Origin of the sequence: Sulfitobacter sp. TBRI5 (genome assembly GCF_051013555.1) — a bacterium.
Taxonomy (GTDB): Bacteria; Pseudomonadota; Alphaproteobacteria; order Rhodobacterales; family Rhodobacteraceae; genus JL08.
Map to the genome: position 1 here is coordinate 3,280,517 of NZ_CP112884.1, position 15,898 is coordinate 3,296,414.

The 15,898-nt window shown below is 58.9% G+C and carries 15 protein-coding genes; 7 read left to right on the forward strand and 8 right to left on the reverse strand.

The annotated features are described in order from the left end of the window. Window positions 1–49: 49 nt before the first annotated feature. A complete protein-coding gene (locus OLX72_RS16465; RefSeq protein ID WP_433989124.1) occupies window positions 50–751 on the forward strand; it encodes a cyclic nucleotide-binding domain-containing protein in 702 nt (233 codons plus the stop codon). Here the strand turns inward: OLX72_RS16465 and OLX72_RS16470 are convergent. Next, the gene (locus OLX72_RS16470) at window positions 748–1,017 is read right to left on the reverse strand and encodes an usg protein (protein WP_114870108.1); all 270 of its coding nucleotides are present in this window, start codon (window positions 1,015–1,017) and stop codon (window positions 748–750) included. The two genes, OLX72_RS16465 and OLX72_RS16470, sit on opposite strands and share 4 nt — an antisense overlap. Before the next feature lie 194 nt (window positions 1,018–1,211). Here OLX72_RS16470 and gyrA point away from each other — a divergent pair, with 194 nt between their 5' ends. Continuing rightward, window positions 1,212–3,962 carry a DNA gyrase subunit A gene (gyrA, locus tag OLX72_RS16475; protein ID WP_205389223.1) on the forward strand — a complete coding sequence of 917 codons (2,751 nt, stop codon included), beginning with the start codon at window positions 1,212–1,214 and terminating at the stop codon, window positions 3,960–3,962. Window positions 3,963–4,015: 53 nt separating this feature from the next. Here the strand turns inward: gyrA and OLX72_RS16480 are convergent, their stop codons facing one another. Genes OLX72_RS16480 through OLX72_RS16490 form a run of 3 tightly spaced genes read right to left on the reverse strand, consistent with a single transcriptional unit; the run spans window position 4,016 to window position 7,437 of the window. Further along, window positions 4,016–5,491, reverse strand: a complete 1,476-nt coding sequence (locus tag OLX72_RS16480) for a carboxypeptidase M32 (RefSeq protein ID WP_433989125.1) — start codon at window positions 5,489–5,491, stop codon at window positions 4,016–4,018. Continuing rightward, window positions 5,492–6,634, reverse strand: coding sequence for a heme A synthase (ctaA, locus tag OLX72_RS16485; protein ID WP_114870106.1), 1,143 nt, complete (start codon window positions 6,632–6,634; stop codon window positions 5,492–5,494). Between the two features lie 56 nt (window positions 6,635–6,690). Beyond that, the gene (locus OLX72_RS16490) at window positions 6,691–7,437 is read right to left on the reverse strand and encodes an RNA methyltransferase (protein ID WP_114872244.1); all 747 of its coding nucleotides are present in this window, start codon (window positions 7,435–7,437) and stop codon (window positions 6,691–6,693) included. A gap of 154 nt (window positions 7,438–7,591) precedes the next feature. Between OLX72_RS16490 and OLX72_RS16495 the strand changes: the two genes are divergently transcribed. Then, complete coding sequence (locus OLX72_RS16495; RefSeq protein ID WP_114870105.1) at window positions 7,592–8,212, forward strand: thiamine phosphate synthase; 621 nt, start codon at window positions 7,592–7,594, stop codon at window positions 8,210–8,212. On the opposite strand, the gene OLX72_RS16500 is transcribed toward OLX72_RS16495, so the two are convergent. After that, a complete protein-coding gene (locus tag OLX72_RS16500) occupies window positions 8,209–9,357 on the reverse strand; it encodes a HupE/UreJ family protein (RefSeq protein ID WP_254684762.1) in 1,149 nt (382 codons plus the stop codon). The two genes, OLX72_RS16495 and OLX72_RS16500, sit on opposite strands and share 4 nt — an antisense overlap. On the opposite strand from OLX72_RS16500, the gene OLX72_RS16505 reads away from it, so the two are divergent. From OLX72_RS16505 to OLX72_RS16520, 4 genes are all read left to right on the forward strand, one after another. Beyond that, entirely contained in the window at window positions 9,356–10,153 is a 798-nt protein-coding gene (locus OLX72_RS16505) for a DUF4198 domain-containing protein (RefSeq protein ID WP_433989126.1), read from the forward strand. The two genes, OLX72_RS16500 and OLX72_RS16505, sit on opposite strands and share 2 nt — an antisense overlap. 36 nt (window positions 10,154–10,189) lie before the next feature. Continuing rightward, the gene (locus tag OLX72_RS16510; RefSeq protein ID WP_114870103.1) at window positions 10,190–11,083 is read left to right on the forward strand and encodes a PfkB family carbohydrate kinase; all 894 of its coding nucleotides are present in this window, start codon (window positions 10,190–10,192) and stop codon (window positions 11,081–11,083) included. Further along, complete coding sequence (locus tag OLX72_RS16515) at window positions 11,080–11,994, forward strand: pseudouridine-5'-phosphate glycosidase (protein ID WP_114870102.1); 915 nt, start codon at window positions 11,080–11,082, stop codon at window positions 11,992–11,994. Before OLX72_RS16510 ends, OLX72_RS16515 begins: the two co-directional genes overlap by 4 nt. 82 nt (window positions 11,995–12,076) lie before the next feature. Further along, on the forward strand, window positions 12,077–12,766 hold the full coding sequence (locus OLX72_RS16520; protein WP_114870101.1) for a DUF502 domain-containing protein: 690 nt from the start codon (window positions 12,077–12,079) through the stop codon (window positions 12,764–12,766). A gap of 86 nt (window positions 12,767–12,852) precedes the next feature. On the opposite strand, the gene OLX72_RS16525 is transcribed toward OLX72_RS16520, so the two are convergent. The 3 genes from OLX72_RS16525 to OLX72_RS16535 all read right to left on the reverse strand — a co-directional run bounded on the left by OLX72_RS16525 (window position 12,853) and on the right by OLX72_RS16535 (window position 15,822). Further along, the gene (locus OLX72_RS16525; RefSeq protein WP_433989127.1) at window positions 12,853–13,818 is read right to left on the reverse strand and encodes an alpha/beta fold hydrolase; all 966 of its coding nucleotides are present in this window, start codon (window positions 13,816–13,818) and stop codon (window positions 12,853–12,855) included. Between the two features lie 138 nt (window positions 13,819–13,956). Beyond that, window positions 13,957–14,988 carry a patatin-like phospholipase family protein gene (locus OLX72_RS16530; RefSeq protein WP_433989128.1) on the reverse strand — a complete coding sequence of 344 codons (1,032 nt, stop codon included), beginning with the start codon at window positions 14,986–14,988 and terminating at the stop codon, window positions 13,957–13,959. Window positions 14,989–15,048: 60 nt separating this feature from the next. Beyond that, complete coding sequence (locus OLX72_RS16535; protein WP_433989129.1) at window positions 15,049–15,822, reverse strand: 3-hydroxybutyrate dehydrogenase; 774 nt, start codon at window positions 15,820–15,822, stop codon at window positions 15,049–15,051. Between the last annotated feature and the right edge of the window lie 76 nt (window positions 15,823–15,898).

Sequence of the window (15,898 nt, forward strand, 5' to 3'; positions counted from 1 at the left end):
TAAGCGAAACTTGCTTTTAGGGTTACGTTTTATTTGACCCGAGTATTTCATGGATTTTTCATACTTTTCCGGCGCTGGCGTCTTCGTACAGCTCGCACTGCTGTTTTATATTCTGGGGTTGCTGACACGGAATGAGCTGCGCCTGCGGCTTTTTCTGCTGGTCGGCTCGGGATTTTACATCATCTACTACTACAACGCATCCGACGCGCCTTTGTGGGATGCAATCTGGGCCAGCTCCGCGATCGCAGCGTCCAATTTGCTGATGATCGTTGTTATTTTGCGCGAACGCTCAACCTTGGGCATGTCGCCCGAGATGCTGACCTTGTACCAGTCCTTTCCTACGCTGAACCCCGGTCAGTTTCGCCCGATCATGCGCCTTGGGGACTGGATCGTGGCAGAGCAAGACACCGAAATCTGCACTCAGGGGGTCAAGCCGACGCATCTTTATCTTTTGTCATCGGGCACCATCAAGCTGGGCCGTGACGGCAAAAGCGTTAATATCGGTGCGGGCAATTTTCTCGGTGAAATATCGTTTCTGATCGACGGTCCGGCAACGGCCACCGTAATCGCGCCGGCTGGGGCGCATTATGTGCAGTGGGAACGCAATCAACTGACCGCCCTGATGGAAAAATCGCCGCGTCTGTCAAACGCGCTGAGTGCGCTGTTCAACAAGGATATTGCCCGCAAACTGGCTGTCAGCTGGCCCGAGCGGCCCGCCAGCGCGCCCCGGAACGTCTCGCCCTGTGCCTAATGCAGGGTAAACTCTCCGACGACATTGCGCCACTCGCCCGAGCGAAGCAATTTGCGGTGTGAAAACCGCACGGAATGCAGCGGTCCTTCGATTTCCGACTGCCAGAATTCGACAAACTCGAACAGTTTCGGGTGATCCGGTGCGATATCATAGTCCTGCCAGACAAAGCTGTTCAGCACATGGGTGTAATCGGGCATGCGATAGAAAAACTCTGCCGTGGTCAGCCCGTATCCCCGCAACATCAATTCGGTTTCCTGACGATCCATCTTTGGTCCTTTCCGACCCCCCCCTGAAACCTACAATGCCTGATCCGAATTACTTTTCAATAAAAACAGTATGTTATCACTTGATTGATGTGGCTGCCAAAGCAATCGGACGTCACCCATTGCACCCTACATCCTGCCTCTGATATAGTCTGAAACACAAAATATAGCGCGCAGTGACAGACGGACAAAATTACGTGAACGACACGCCAGAAACACCTGAAAACGAAGACGAAATGCCACCGGAACGCCCGGTTTATGATGGCCCTACGGTTTCGATAGAAGACGAAATGAAGACGTCCTATCTGGACTATGCGATGTCGGTGATCGTCAGTCGCGCCATTCCCGATCTGCGCGACGGCCTGAAGCCGGTGCACCGGCGCATTCTTTACGCGATGCACGAAACCGGCAACACGCACGACAAATCATACCGGAAATCCGCTCGTCCCGTCGGCGATGTGATGGGGAAATACCACCCCCACGGCGACAGTGCGATCTATGATGCGCTGGTGCGGATGGCGCAGGATTTTTCGATGTCTCTGCCGCTGCTGGACGGACAGGGCAATTTCGGGTCGATGGATGGCGATAACGCAGCGGCGATGCGCTATACCGAAGTGCGCATGGACAAGCCGGCAGCCTTTTTGCTGGCTGATATCGACAAGGAAACGGTCGATTTTCAGGACAATTACGACGGGAAAGACCGTGAGCCCACGGTGTTGCCGGCGCGGTTTCCCAATATGCTGGTCAATGGTGCGGGCGGTATTGCCGTCGGTATGGCCACGAATATCCCGCCGCACAATCTGGGCGAGGTGATCAATGCGACCCTGGCGCTGATCGACAATCCCGACCTCACCAGCGAAGAACTGATCGAATATGTCCCCGGCCCCGATTTCCCGACCGGCGGCATGATGCTGGGCCGGTCCGGCGCGCGCAAAGCCTATCTTGAAGGGCGCGGATCGGTGATCATCCGGTCCAAGACCCGCGTGGAAGAGATCAGGAAAGACCGCTATGCCATTATTATCGATGAGATTCCCTATCAGGTGAACAAGGCGTCGATGATCGAAAAGATCGCCGAACAGGTGCGCGAAAAGAAGATCGAAGGCGTCAGCCACGTGCAGGACGAATCGGATCGCAACGGCGTGCGCGTGGTGGTGGAACTGAAACGCGATGCCACAGCCGAAGTGGTGCTGAACCAGCTGTTCCGCTTTACCCCGATGCAAACCTATTTCGGCTGCAACATGCTGGCGCTGAATGGCGGACGGCCCGAACAGCTGACACTGCGCCGGTTCCTGACGTCATTCATCGATTTCCGCGAAGATGTCGTTGCGCGACGCACGGCCTTTGAATTGCGCAAAGCGCGCGAACGCAGCCATATCCTGTGCGGTCTGGCCGTTGCCGTCACCAATATCGACGAAGTCGTTGCGACGATCCGCCAGTCCGCCGATGCGGCCGAAGCGCGCGAAAAACTGATGACGCGCCGCTGGCCTGCGCGTGACATTCTGGAATATATCGCGCTGATCGATGATCCGACCCATACGGCCAATGATGATGGCACCTATAACCTCAGCGAAACACAGGCCCGCGCCATTCTGGAACTGCGCCTGCAACGCCTGACCCAGATCGGTGTCAAAGAGGTGACGGACGAACTTCAGGAGTTGGCAGGCAAGATACGGGAATATCTGGAAATTCTTGGATCTCGCGAACGGATCATGGGCATCATTTCGGACGAGTTGCGCGAAGTGCGCGACCAGTTCGCCGTGCCGCGGCGGACCGAAATTGTCGACTGGTCCGGCGATATGGACGATGAAGACCTGATCGAACGTGAAGACATGGTCGTGACGGTGACATCGGGTGGCTATATCAAACGCACGCCTCTGGCCGATTTCCGCAGCCAGCGCCGCGGTGGCAAGGGCCTGTCGGGGATGCAGACCAAGGAGGAGGATGTTGTGACCACCCTGTTCGTGGCCAACACCCATACCCAGTTGCTGTTCTTCACCACCGATGGAATGGTTTACAAACTGAAAACGTGGCGTCTGCCGCAGGGCGGGCGCACGTCCAAGGGCAAGGCTGTGGTCAATATCCTGCCCATTCCGGTCGGAACCTCGATCGCGGCGATCATGCCGGTGGATGTGCCCGAAGAAAACTGGGCCGATCTGCAAATCGTGTTTGCCACCAGCGCTGGGGATGTGCGGCGCAACGCGCTCAGCGATTTCACCAATGTGAAATCCAACGGCAAGATTGCGATGAAGCTGCCCGAAACCGTGGAAATGGTAAATGCGCGCATCTGTTCTGAAGACGAAGATGTGATGCTGGTCACCGATTCCGGCCGTGCCATCCGCTTTCGCAGCACGGATGTTCGGGTGTTCAAGGGGCGCGACAGCACCGGTGTGCGAGGAATTCGCCTGACGGGGGATGACCGCGTTGTCTCTATGTCGGTGATCCGCCATTTCGAAGCGACCGCGGACGAACGCGTGGCCTATCTTAAAATGCGTCGCGCCATGGCCGGACTGGCCGATGATGGCGAAACCGATGATGAAGACGGCGTGGCCGATCCCAATTTCTCGACCGAACGCTATGCGCAGATGTCGGCGGCTGAAAACCTGATCCTGACAATCACTGCCAAAGGGTCGGGCAAATTGTCCAGCAGCCACGATTATCCGCTGCGCGGACGCGGCGGCATGGGCGTGGCCGCGATGGACAAGGCCATGCGCGGCGGCGCGCTGGTGGCATCCTTCCCCGTGGATATGGATGACCAGATCATGCTGGCGACATCCAAGGGCCAGTCGATCCGCGTGCCTGTCGAGGGGATCTCATTCCGTTCGCGCAGCGCGGGTGGCGTCAAGGTGTTTGACACCGGCAAGAACGAAGTGGTCGTAAGCGTTGCGCGTATCGCCGATCAGGGCGATGAGGATGTCGTGGGCGACATCGCAGACGGCGGGACAGAGTAAACGTTGGTAAAAAGAAGGCACCGGAGTTTTACGCAAACTCCGGTGCTGTTCGTTCAAAGCTCGTAAAGCGCGCCGAACTTTCCATCCAGATAATCCAGTAACGGCCCTTCGCTAGGTGCAATACCGCTGGCCTGTTCGATCACCTCGCGGGGCAGATGCCGCCCGCCATGGCATTGCACGTTCTGCGCCAGCCAGCCGGTTGCGGGACCAAGATCGCCCTGGGCCAGTTGCGTTTCCAGATCGGGCACGGCGGCGCGCAGCGCCTGATAAAGGCATCCGGCATAGACATTGCCAAGGCTGTAGGTCGGGAAATAGCCAAACAGACCGACAGACCAGTGCACATCCTGCAAACACCCGTTCGAGGCGCGATCAACCTCGTATCCGAAATCGGCCTTGAAGCGATCGTTCCACGCCGCCTCCAGATCGCCGGCGCCTAGATCGCCGGAAATCAGCGCGCGCTCCAGATCAAAGCGCAGCATGATATGCAGGTTGTACTGCACTTCGTCCGCTTCGGTACGGATATAGCCGTTCGATACGCGATTGACGGCCCCGTAAAGCGCATCGGCATCCGCAACGCCGAAATCGCCGAATTGCGCCTGCATCTGTTCGAACAGGAAGCCGCAAAAGGCGCGGCTGCGGCCCAACTGGTTTTCGTAAATCCGGCTTTGGCTTTCGTGCACACCCATCGACACGCCCCGCCCCAGCGGAGTCAGCAGGAAATCGGGGGCGATATTCTGTTCATAACAGGCATGCCCGACCTCGTGGATGGTGGAATAGAAACAGTTGAACGGATCGGTTTCAGAGGTGCGTGTGGTGATGCGGACATCCTGCCCGCTGCCCGAACTGAACGGATGCACCGCCTTGTCCACGCGTCCTGTCGCCATGTCATAGCCAAATGCCTTGGCCAGTTTACGGGTCAGCTGCATCTGTTTGGGTTCGTCAAAGGTGCCGGTCAGACCGGCGGGCGCGGGCCGGTCCAGTACGGCAGCGCGCAGGGCCACCAGACGTGGACGCATTGCGGTGAACATCGTTTCCAGATCATCGGCGGTGATACCCGGTTCGTAATCGTCCAGCATCGCGTCATAGACATTGCCGCCAGCCGCCAGCGCCTGCCCTTCTTCGCGTTTCAGGCGCAGCACGTCTTTCAGAACCGGCACAAAGGCTGCAACATCATCATTGCTGCGCGCCTCGGCCCACTGGCCCTGGGCACGGGATGTGACGCGGGCAATTTCGGCGGCCAATGCGGCGGGCACCTTGACCGTGCGGGCATAGCTGCGCCGGATTTCGCGCATTTGCGCCTGTTCCACCGGCCCCAGTGCGGCATCATCGATCTTGGCCAGCCAGTCGGCCATGCGCGGATCAATGCGCCGCGCATGCAACACGCCTTCCATCGCGGCCATTTCCTCGCTGCGCTGTGCGGCTGCACCGCGTGGCATCATGGTTTCCTGATCCCAGCCCAACCGGCCCGCGACCTGCCCCAACGCTTCGGTGTCGCGCTGGAACGCCATCAATTCATCATAGGCTGTCATTTATTGTGTCCTGAGAGAGGTTGCGACGGGATAGGCCGACAGGTAGCGCGCGCGATGGATCAGAACCCACAGGGCCACCGCCAGCAACTGGTGCAGAATGGCGACTTGCCAGGGCGCGCCGTAAAGAACGGTCACGATGCCCAGCACCATCTGAAGCGACAGGGCCGCCATCACCGCGTTAAAGGCAAAGCGTGTGGTTGCATGGGCCGATTTGCGCCCGCGCAGCCAGACGATGACGGCGAACACAAGCAACAGATACCCGGCAATCCGGTGGATGAACTGTACCAGACCCGGACTCTCAAAAAAGTTGCGCCACCAAGGCTCCAGCACCAGCGCGCTGGCCGGAAACACCTGCCCGCCCATCAGCGGCCAATCGGTATAGGATCGCCCCGCATCAATACCCGCCACCAGCGCGCCGATGAGGATTTGCAGGAACGCGAAATGCATCAGGCCGGTGGACAGTGAAAACAGCTTTGCCTCTTTGCCGCGGCGGGCCTGCATCAGGTCGCGTTCGCTGCGCCCCAGCAGGAACACATACCACGCGATCATGCCCAGAATGGCAAAGGCCAGGCCCAGATGGATCGCCAGCCGGTAACTGGCCACATCCGTCATCGACCCGCTTAGCCCCGATGACACCATCCACCATCCGATCGCCCCCTGAAGCCCGCCAAGACCGCCAAGAAGCAGCAAACGGCCGGTCCATCCGGTTGGAATCTGGCGCCGCAGGAAAAACCACAAGAACCCGATCCCCCAGACAAGACCGATCACACGGCCCAGTTGGCGGTGGCCCCATTCCCACCAGTAGATGACTTTGAAATCATCCAGTTGCATCCACTGGTTCTGGATCTGGAATTCCGGTATCGCCTGATATTTTGCAAATTCCGATAGCCACGCCGCTTCGTTCATCGGGGGCAGCGCGCCGGTCAGCGGGCGCCATTCGGTGATGGAAAGGCCACTGTCTGTCAGGCGGGTCAGACCGCCCACGGCAATCATCACCACGACAAGCGCGAACAGGATCAACAGCCAGATGCGGATGCCCCCGCGCGCGCCGCCCCGGCCCTGATCGATCACGCCTGTCTGCGCTGCTGGGCGAGTTGCGTCAGACGTGCCTACTTCTTCAAAAATATTTCGTTTACCGCTCATGACGACCTCTTGTGTTGGGGCTAAGACTAGGGCGCTGTCAGGGCCGCTTCAAGCGGTTACGACCCGCGTTCTTTCCAGCGGACCATCTGGCGCAGGATGCCGTGCAACATCTGCACATCCGCACGGGTCAGCGCCATGCGGGCCCAGAGATTGCGCAGGTTGATTTTCATGCTGGCGGCCTTGTCCTGCGGAAAAAAGAAACCGGCCTCTTCCAGTCGGTTCTCGTAATGCTCGGCCAGTTTTTCAATCTCGATCACCGGTGCCCAGTCAGTGCCGGCCAGTTCCACGCTTTGCGGCGTAACGTCCACGGCATGGCGGCGCCATTCATAGCCCGTCAGCAAAACGCATTGCGCAAGGTTCAGCGACGGAAATTCAGGGTTCACCGGAACCGAGATCAGCGCATCGGCCCGGGCGATATCTTCGTTTTCCAGACCTGCGCGTTCCGGCCCGAACAGCACCGCCACTTTTTGCCCGCCTGCGATCCTGTCGCGGGCGATCTGCATCGCGTGTTCGGGCGACATGACCGTTTTCGTCAGGTCGCGCTGGCGCGCGGTGGTGGCGAACACATAGGTACAATCGCCCGCGGCATCGGCCACGCTGTCAAAAACACCGGCCTCGTCCAGCAGGCGGCCTGCGCCGCTGGCCATCACGACCGCCTTTTGATTAGGCCAGCCGTCACGCGGCGCAACGATCCGCATCCGGTCCAGCCCGAAATTCCACATCGCGCGCGCGGCCGCGCCGATGTTTTCGCCCATTTGCGGGCGCACCAGAATAAAGACAGGTTGTGGCGTGTCGGTCGGCATCGCGAAATCCCCAGAAATGCGCCCCTGCTCTACGCGGCCCGTCGGTATCATGCAATCCGAACCCTCAATGACAGCCGCAATATTCACCTGCCCGTTTGCATTTGCGCCCAGACAGGGTAAATGCGGTTTTCAAAGACCAAAGGGACGTTTCACCATGGCCGAACAAGAGCAGCCACAAACCTATCTGATCACCCCTGCCCATTTCGAATTGTCGGCCTTTCCGCCCCTGCTGGCGCAGGTGCTGGACCAGTGCCCTGTCGCTTGCGTGCGCCTAGCGATGGCTGGTCAGTCCGAAGATACGATTGCCCGCGCCGCTGACACGCTGCGCGAGATCACCCATGCCCGCGATGTTGCACTGGTGCTGTCGGAACATCTGGTTCTGGTGGAACGTCTGGGGCTGGACGGTGTGCATTTGCTGGATGCGTCGAAATCCGTGCGTTATGCGCGCAAGCAACTGGGTGAAGATGCGATCATCGGCAGCTTTTGCGGCACGTCGCGTCATGACGGGCTGATTGCGGGCGAAGCGGGCGCGGATTACATCAGTTTCGGCCCTGTCGGGGAAACCGCGCTCGGCGATGGATCACGCGCCGAACAGGAAATCTTTGAATGGTGGTCCGACGTGGTCGAGGTACCCTGCGTTGCCGAGGGCGCGCTTGATCTTGATCTGGTGCGCGGCCTTGCGCCTTTCACCGATTTTTTCGGCATCGGCGATGAAATCTGGTCCACGGATGATCCGGTCGCGATGTTGAAGACCATGCAGGCGGCGATGGGTTAAAGAAACACACGCTCCACGAACCAGTAACCGCCGACCAGCGCAATCAGAACCGATGCGGGGATCGCGATGCGCGCACGGTACCACGGTTTGTCACGAAACCAGTATCCCAGCAGGGCAAAGGCAATGGCGATCACCGTCAGCTGCCCCAGTTCCACCCCTATGTTGAACCCGATCAGGGCTGGAAAAAACTGATTGTCGGGCAATCCGTATTCGCCCAGCACCGATGCAAAGCCCAGACCGTGCAGCAGCCCGAACCCGAAGATCACCAAGGGACGCCACCGGCTAAGCCCGTCTGTCAGGATGTTTTCCACAGCGACATAGACGATTGAGGCCGCAATCAGCGGTTCGACAATGCTGGCCGGAATTGCGACCCATCCCAGCGCCCCAAGGGCCAGCGTGACCGTGTGGGCCAGCGTAAACGCGCTGACCTGCCAGATCAGCGGACGCAAGCGGGTGGACAGGAAAAACAGCCCCAGCACAAACAGGATATGATCCAGCCCCTTGGGCAGGATGTGATCGAAACCAATTGGAATATAGGTGCCAAACGTGGCCCAGGACCCCTGCCCGCCGCCGCCGCGCAGGTCGATATCGGGGCTGGTGGAGCCGGCCTCGATATAATCCGTAAACGGCTGTTCCACGCCTTGCTGGCGCAATACCAGCGCGCCAGCGCCCCTGGGCCAGCCAAAGGTCAGGGACTTTGCATTTTCTGCAATCGGGCCACGCAAGGTTAACTGGGTGATGCGCGGCAATTCGATATCGCCCACCTCTCCGGCCTCGGCACTGGCAAGTGTCAGGGGCACTGTCTGCCCGTCTGCCGTTATTTCGATCGTTTCGGCCCAGCCGGGCACAAAAGCGGCCAATCGCGCCTCAAGCTCTGCGGGTGTCAGGGCGCGCAGGGCATCGTAATCATTGGATTGCGGGGTATCATTGGTATTTTCGACGCCGTCCAGATCAATACCGGACAGATACGCCTCGGCATTCAGGCGCAAAACCAGCGTGACTTCGCCGCCTTCCACGCTCAGATCAGCGATGGTCGGTGTCACTTCATGCGCGCTTAACGCGGTCGACAGCAGTGCCAAGAGGGTTGACAACATCAGGATCAGGCGCAGCTTATGGAACATCCGAAAGAAGGTTAGATTCTGCATGTTCCGCCTTGCCCTGTCCGTTCTGGCGCTGATGTTTTCCATCAGCGCTGTGTCTGCTCATGAATTCTGGATTGAACCACAAAACTTTCAAGTTGAAAACGGCACAATCCTGCAGGCCGACCTGAAAAACGGGCAGAATTTCAAAGGAATAGACCTTGCGTTTTTCGAAAACCGGTTCGCCCGATTTGATATGATCCTGAACGGCGTGGTTGCCCCTGTTGCGGGTCGCATGGGCGATTCTCCGGCATTGCAACAGCCGGTGGAAGGTGAAGGTTTGCTGGTCATCGTGCATGAAACCACTGCCAGCCGGCTGACCTATACGGAATGGGACAAATTCCAGGAATTTGCCAATCACAAGGGTTTTGGCGACATGCGCGCGCGGCACGAGGCGCTGGGATTTCCCACCGACACGTTCAAGGAAACCTATTTCCGCTATGCCAAGGCGCTTGTCGCGGTCGGGGACGGTGCCGGCGAGGATGCACCGACAGGTATGGAAACCGAATTTGTCGCGCTGACCAACCCTTACAATGATGTTCTGGATGGGGGCATGCGTGTGCAGGCCCTGTATCAGGGGCTGCCGCGCGAAGATGCGCAGGTCGAAATCTTTGACCGGTCGCCGGATGGCAGCGTTACGGTCAGTATCACGCAAACGGACGCGTCCGGCATTGCCACGGTGCCGGTGACAAACGGGCACAGCTATCTGCTGGATGCGGTGGTATTGCGCGAAGCGCCCAAGGACAGTGGAACGGTTTGGGAAACATTGTGGGCGGCGCTGACATTTGCCGTGCCAGAGTGACTTGCGCCCTGCCCTGATCCCCGCCACAAACGCGCCATGACAGTTTCGCCTGACATCCTGTGCATCGGGTCCGTTCTTTGGGACGTGATCGGGCGTTCGCCCAGTGCGATGCGTCAGGGATCGGATGTGCCCGGCCGTATCACCCGCCTGCCCGGTGGCGTGGCAATGAACATCGCGATGACGCTGGCGCGCTTTGGCATGACCCCAGCGCTGCTGACAGCGATCGGGCGCGATGCCGAAGGCGATGAAATGATCGCCGCATGCACGTCGCGCGGTATGATCACGGATCATGTCTACCGGTCCGATGATCTGCCCACAGACCGCTATATGGCAGTAGAAGGGGCGAACGGCCTGATTGCCGCCATTGCCGATGCCCATTCGCTTGAGGCCGCGGGCGACAAGATCCTGCGCCCGCTGATCGTGGGGCCGCTGGGCACGGCCGCCACACCCTATCGCGGCCCCGTGGCGCTGGACGGGAACCTGACCGTCGAATTACTGGCCCATATCGCGGCGTCTGGTCTGTTTGGCGCCGCTGACTTGCGGGTGGCGCCCGCGTCTCCGGGCAAGGCCGAGCGGTTGGCGCCGTTCATCGCGCAGCGGCGCGGTGTTTTATATGTCAATCTGGAAGAAGCCGGATTGCTGTGCCACACGGAATTTTCCAGTTCGAACGAGGCCGCCCTTGCGCTGGTCGCGCGCGGAGCGATGCGCGCGCTGGTTACAAATGGCGGTCAGGACGCGTCTGACGGCAGCGTGGAAGGCGTGATCACGCAGGCCCCGCCAGAGGTTCTGGTAACGCGGGTGACAGGTGCGGGCGATACGTTTATGGCCGCTCACATTGCCGCCGAATATGCCGGATCGGATCGCGCCGATGCGCTGTCGCGCGCGCTGCGGGCGGCTGCTGTCTATGTTTCAGGGGATACACCGTCATGATTGATCTGCACTTTTCAACCGAAGTTGCCGCGGCGCGGGCCAGTGGCGCGCCCGTTGTGGCGCTAGAAAGCACGATCATCACCCACGGCATGCCCTATCCGCAAAATCTGGACGTGGCGCGCAAGGTTGAAGATACCGTGCGCCAGAATGGCGCCGTTCCGGCGACAATCGCCGTTATGTCGGGCCAGCTTCACATCGGGTTGGATGACGACCGGCTTGAAACGCTTGCACGTGCCAGATCCGTCGCCAAACTGTCACGCGCCGATCTGGCGGTGTGCCTTGCATCCGGTAAAACCGGCGCGACCACTGTGGCGGCCACGATGATTGCGGCGCATCTGGCGGGGATCAGGGTGTTTGCCACCGGCGGCATTGGCGGCGTGCATCGCGGGGCCGAAGCGGATTTCGACATTTCGGCCGACCTGCATGAACTGGCGCAAACTCCGGTGACGGTGGTTGCCGCAGGGGCCAAGGCCATTCTGGATGTCCCCAAAACGCTTGAGGTGCTGGAAACGCTGGGTGTGCCGGTGATTGCCTATGGTCAGGATATGTTTCCAGCATTCTGGTTGGCCGGGTCCGATCTGGCCGCGCCGTTGCGGCTGGACAGCGCTGCCGATATCGCGCGCGCTCATGATTTGCGCGCGGCCCTGGGCCTGCCGGGCGGGCAGCTGGTGGCCAACCCGATACCCGAACAGGACGAAATACCGGCAGAGATTCTGGCCCCGCTGATCGCGACCGCATTACAGGATGCGACACGTCACAACATCACCGGCAAGGCGGTGACGCCCTATCTTCTGCAACGGATTTTCGAACTGACCGACGGGCGTTCGCTTGATGCCAATATCGCACTGGTGCTGAACAATGCACGCCTTGGCGCAGAGATTGCCAAAGCTTTCAGCGCCAAAACAGACTGATCAGCCATATGCAATCTCGCCCATTGTAGCGTGAAACCAAACACCCTAAGAATTACCCGCAAACCAAGTGAACGGGTCAAAGATGAACACCCCTTTCGATGATGAAGAAAAGCCGCGCAAAGCCGGGCGCTTTGCGGGTCTGAGGGCGTCTTTCCTGACGGGCATCGTGGTGATCGCGCCGATCTGGCTGACCATCTGGCTGATCCTGTCCGTCGTGGGCTGGATTGATGGTTTCGTGCTGCCGCTGGTGCCCGCCAACCTGCGACCGGAACAATATATCGGGATCAACCTGCGCGGCCTTGGCGTATTCATTTTTCTGGTGTTCACCGTCATTGTCGGCTGGGTTGCCAAGGGGCTGATCGGGCGGTCGCTGATCCGCTTTGGCGAAGGTGTGGTTGACCGGATGCCTGTCGTCAGGTCGATCTATTCTGGCATCAAACAGATTTCGGAAACCGTGTTCGCGCAATCCGAAAGGTCGTTCGAAAAAGCCTGTCTGATCCAGTACCCGCGCAAGGGTATCTGGGCCATCGGCTTTGTTTCGACCACCGCCAAGGGCGAAGTGGCGCGGCGGGCGGAAACAAGTGGCGCGCTGATGTCGATCTTTGTGCCGACAACGCCAAACCCGACATCGGGTTTTTTGCTGTTCTTTCCCAAAGAGGACGTGATCGAACTGGACATGACCGTGGAAGATGCCGCCAAACTGGTGATTTCCGCAGGGCTGGTTTATCCCAACGGAAAAGATCCGACAGTGCCGCCTGTGGATAAACGTTAGCCATCAGGCGGCGGTATTAAATGGCAATTTTGGGTCAAAGCGGAAAGAGGTAAGCGCGTTAGGCACGCTGCCCCATGAATTGAAGATCAGTGTTGCGCCACGAATTCTGTGATCAACTCGGATAACTCCTGATCATGGCCCAGCCAAATGTGCCCTCCCGAAGGAAAAACAACCAGTCTCGCGTCAGGTGTTCGTTCGGAAATGGTGCGGGCCGTTTGCGCAGTCCCGAACAAATCATCCTGGGCTGACACGACAAGAGTGGGAACTTTCAGTTGCGTGAAATCAATTTCGGTCGGATGACCCGAAAATCTGGCATCATTGACCATCCCGATCGAACGCCGGCTGATTGGCATCAAATCCCCAAGTATCAGGTGCGCCCGGTTGCGCTCGGATAGCTCCACCTTATCCAGCAGGGCCGGATCTGTGGCCAGCAACGTGCGGATCAACTGGTTTGGCGCCAGCTTCAAAGCCGTCCAGAACCAGCGATCTGACGTCAATAGTTTTCCGACAAAGTACCGTTGCAGCCGGGTGAACTCGACCGGATCCCGGTTGCTCAGGTTCATGGCGGGAACAAGCAAGATCAGATGTGAACATCGGTCAGGATGACGCAGGGCGAACTGCGACGCGGTCAATGCGCCTGCGGACCCACCGGCAACGGGAATCCTGTCAATGCGGAGCGCATCAAGCAATTCGGCAAAAGCGTCCGCTTGGCTTTCTGGCGTCGGTTCGGATGGAATATGGCTTCGCAGATATCCGAAACGCGAAGGCGCGATCACTTGGAAACCCGATGAAATCAATCGACCTGCAAACCGTAAGCCCTGATCGAACCCGCCGCCTGTTCCATGAATCATGAGAAAAGGTGCGCCACAGCCTTCGACAGCATATTCAAGATCGCCGAAACGGGTGGAAATCAGCCTACTTTTCTGGCCGACCCGAGCATGCGCGGCTGGAACGGCTTCGCCATAAGAACCGCAGACATAGCCGCCGCCAAACAGCAGGGCACCACAAGATGCGGCTGCGCCATAGATAAAGGTACGACGAGAAAAGGGCATTGCCGTTATCCAGAGTAAACATGCGGTCTGTCGATCACCTTAAGACTGGAAAAAAAGATGACATTGATGCAACTCAGGACTTTACGGTGTAAATTCCGTCTGATCGGGATTTTTACGTCCGGCGCTCTTGCCCGCTTGTCAGCCGAACATGTCCTTCATATCCACCGAACTGCGTTTGTTCAGCGCTGACTTGTGGCTGGCGATGAATGTCTCTGCCGCCTGCTGCCCCGCCGTTTTCAGGGTTTTCAGCACATAGGGTGTCGGCACCAGTTTCGTGGCCACTGACAGATCGTTCATCAATGCGTCGTCGGCGATCATATGGATCAGCACGCGCTTCATCTCGCTTTGTTCCAGCGTGCCCCGTTCCAGCAGGCGCTGGACAAAAGAAATCGCGCGCAATTCGCGCAAAAGCGATGAATTGAAACTGATCTCGTTGATGCGGTTCTGGATCTGCTGCGGGGTGCGCGGTACGCCGCTGCGTTCCAGCGGATTGATGTTGATGATCACGATGTCGCTGGGCAGGTCATCGGCAAACAAAGGAAACAGCGCCGGATTTCCGGTATATCCACCGTCCCAGAAAGCCTCGTTCTGATCGGTTTCGCTGTCGTACAATTCAACCGCCTTGAACAGCGTCGGCAGGCAGGCCGAAGCCATGATCGCTTCGGTTGTGATGTCGTCGCCGTCAAAGACGCGGATTTTCCCGTTGCGCACGCGTGTTGCACAGATGAACAGGGCCGGACCTTCGTGGGCGCACACAGAGGCGAAATCGAACGTTTCGACAATCGGGCGCAATGGATTGGAATAGAACGGGCCGTAACTGTAGGGCGACACCATGCGCGACCATGTGTCGGCCATCATGAACGGCAGGGAATTTTCGATCATGCGCGAATAGGCTTGCGGGCCCGACGAATACATCCAGCCGGTCAGCGCATTATCCTGAACGGCACCCACCTTGCCCCACAGCCAGTCCAGATTGTCGCGCGCGCCCTGTTTGCCGCCCTTGAGCATTCCGGCTTTGAGCGCGGCGCCGTTCAGCGCCCCTGCCGACGTGCCGGAAATGCCCGCAATTTCGATATCATCATCCTGCAACAGGCGATCCAGCACGCCCCAGGTAAACGCACCATGCGCGCCGCCGCCCTGAAGCGCCAGATTGATGCGCAATTTGGTCATCTGCCGCGATACGCGGTGAATAGGTCAGTGACCGGGTTGGCGGTGAGGAGAAGGTGCATTCTACAAGGCGGTCCAGCCGCCATCGACGCTGATGGTGGTGCCGGTAATCTGTGCGGCGGCGTCGGAACACAGAAACACCGTCGTGCCGCCCATTTGTTCGACGGTCGCGAATTCCTTGGACGGTTGACGTTTGAGCATGACGTTCTTGATCACGTCTTCACGGCTCATGTCGTATTCCTTCATCGTGTCGGGAATTTGCGCCTCGACCAGCGGGGTCAGAACGTAACCGGGGCAGATCGCATTGGCCGTGATCGGTTCTTCTGCGGTTTCCAGTGCGGTGGTTTTGGTCAGGCCGACAACGCCGTGTTTGGCGGCGATATAGGCCGATTTGTAAGGGCTGGCCGTCAGTCCGTGTGCCGATGCGATGTTGACCACCCTGCCCCAACCGGCCTTGCGCATCACCGGCAGGGCCGCGGCGGTTGTGTGAAACGCCGAACTGAGGTTGATGGCAATGATGGCATCCCATTTGTCGACCGGAAAGCTGTCAATCGGGCAGACATGCTGGATGCCGGCGTTGTTGACCAGAATATCGCAGGCCCCCGCCTGTTCGATCAGGGCGCGGCACTGATCTCCCTTGGACATATCGGCCTGTATGTAACGCGCCTTTACGCCGTGATCCTGCGCGATGCCGTCGGCGATGGCGCGATCTTCGGGGCGGTCGGTAAAGGAATTCAGCACCACATCGGCCCCGGCCTTTGCCAGTTCGATGGCAATGCCCAGCCCGATGCCTGAATTTGATCCGGTGATCACAGCGGTTTTTCCTGACAGGGTCATTCGATCTCTCCTTTGGATGGGGCCGGTGGCGTTTGCCGCAATCTGTCATGCTGCAGATGCGAAATAAACCCAAAAG

What these genes read in the sequence shown, in the direction of transcription:
- OLX72_RS16515 (WP_114870102.1), top strand. Translation starts at nt 11,080, where the DNA reads ATGATTGATCTGCACTTTTCAACCGAAGTTGCCGCGGCGCGGGCCAGT.
- OLX72_RS16525 (WP_433989127.1), bottom strand. Translation starts at nt 13,818, where the DNA reads ATGCCCTTTTCTCGTCGTACCTTTATCTATGGCGCAGCCGCATCTTGT.
- OLX72_RS16480 (WP_433989125.1), bottom strand. Translation starts at nt 5,491, where the DNA reads ATGACAGCCTATGATGAATTGATGGCGTTCCAGCGCGACACCGAAGCG.
- OLX72_RS16500 (WP_254684762.1), bottom strand. Translation starts at nt 9,357, where the DNA reads ATGCAGAATCTAACCTTCTTTCGGATGTTCCATAAGCTGCGCCTGATC.
- OLX72_RS16470 (WP_114870108.1), bottom strand. Translation starts at nt 1,017, where the DNA reads ATGGATCGTCAGGAAACCGAATTGATGTTGCGGGGATACGGGCTGACC.
- OLX72_RS16510 (WP_114870103.1), top strand. Translation starts at nt 10,190, where the DNA reads ATGACAGTTTCGCCTGACATCCTGTGCATCGGGTCCGTTCTTTGGGAC.
- OLX72_RS16530 (WP_433989128.1), bottom strand. Translation starts at nt 14,988, where the DNA reads ATGACCAAATTGCGCATCAATCTGGCGCTTCAGGGCGGCGGCGCGCAT.
- OLX72_RS16535 (WP_433989129.1), bottom strand. Translation starts at nt 15,822, where the DNA reads ATGACCCTGTCAGGAAAAACCGCTGTGATCACCGGATCAAATTCAGGC.
- OLX72_RS16505 (WP_433989126.1), top strand. Translation starts at nt 9,356, where the DNA reads ATGTTCCGCCTTGCCCTGTCCGTTCTGGCGCTGATGTTTTCCATCAGC.
- OLX72_RS16465 (WP_433989124.1), top strand. Translation starts at nt 50, where the DNA reads ATGGATTTTTCATACTTTTCCGGCGCTGGCGTCTTCGTACAGCTCGCA.
- OLX72_RS16520 (WP_114870101.1), top strand. Translation starts at nt 12,077, where the DNA reads ATGAACACCCCTTTCGATGATGAAGAAAAGCCGCGCAAAGCCGGGCGC.
- OLX72_RS16490 (WP_114872244.1), bottom strand. Translation starts at nt 7,437, where the DNA reads ATGCCGACCGACACGCCACAACCTGTCTTTATTCTGGTGCGCCCGCAA.
- ctaA (WP_114870106.1), bottom strand. Translation starts at nt 6,634, where the DNA reads ATGAGCGGTAAACGAAATATTTTTGAAGAAGTAGGCACGTCTGACGCA.
- OLX72_RS16495 (WP_114870105.1), top strand. Translation starts at nt 7,592, where the DNA reads ATGGCCGAACAAGAGCAGCCACAAACCTATCTGATCACCCCTGCCCAT.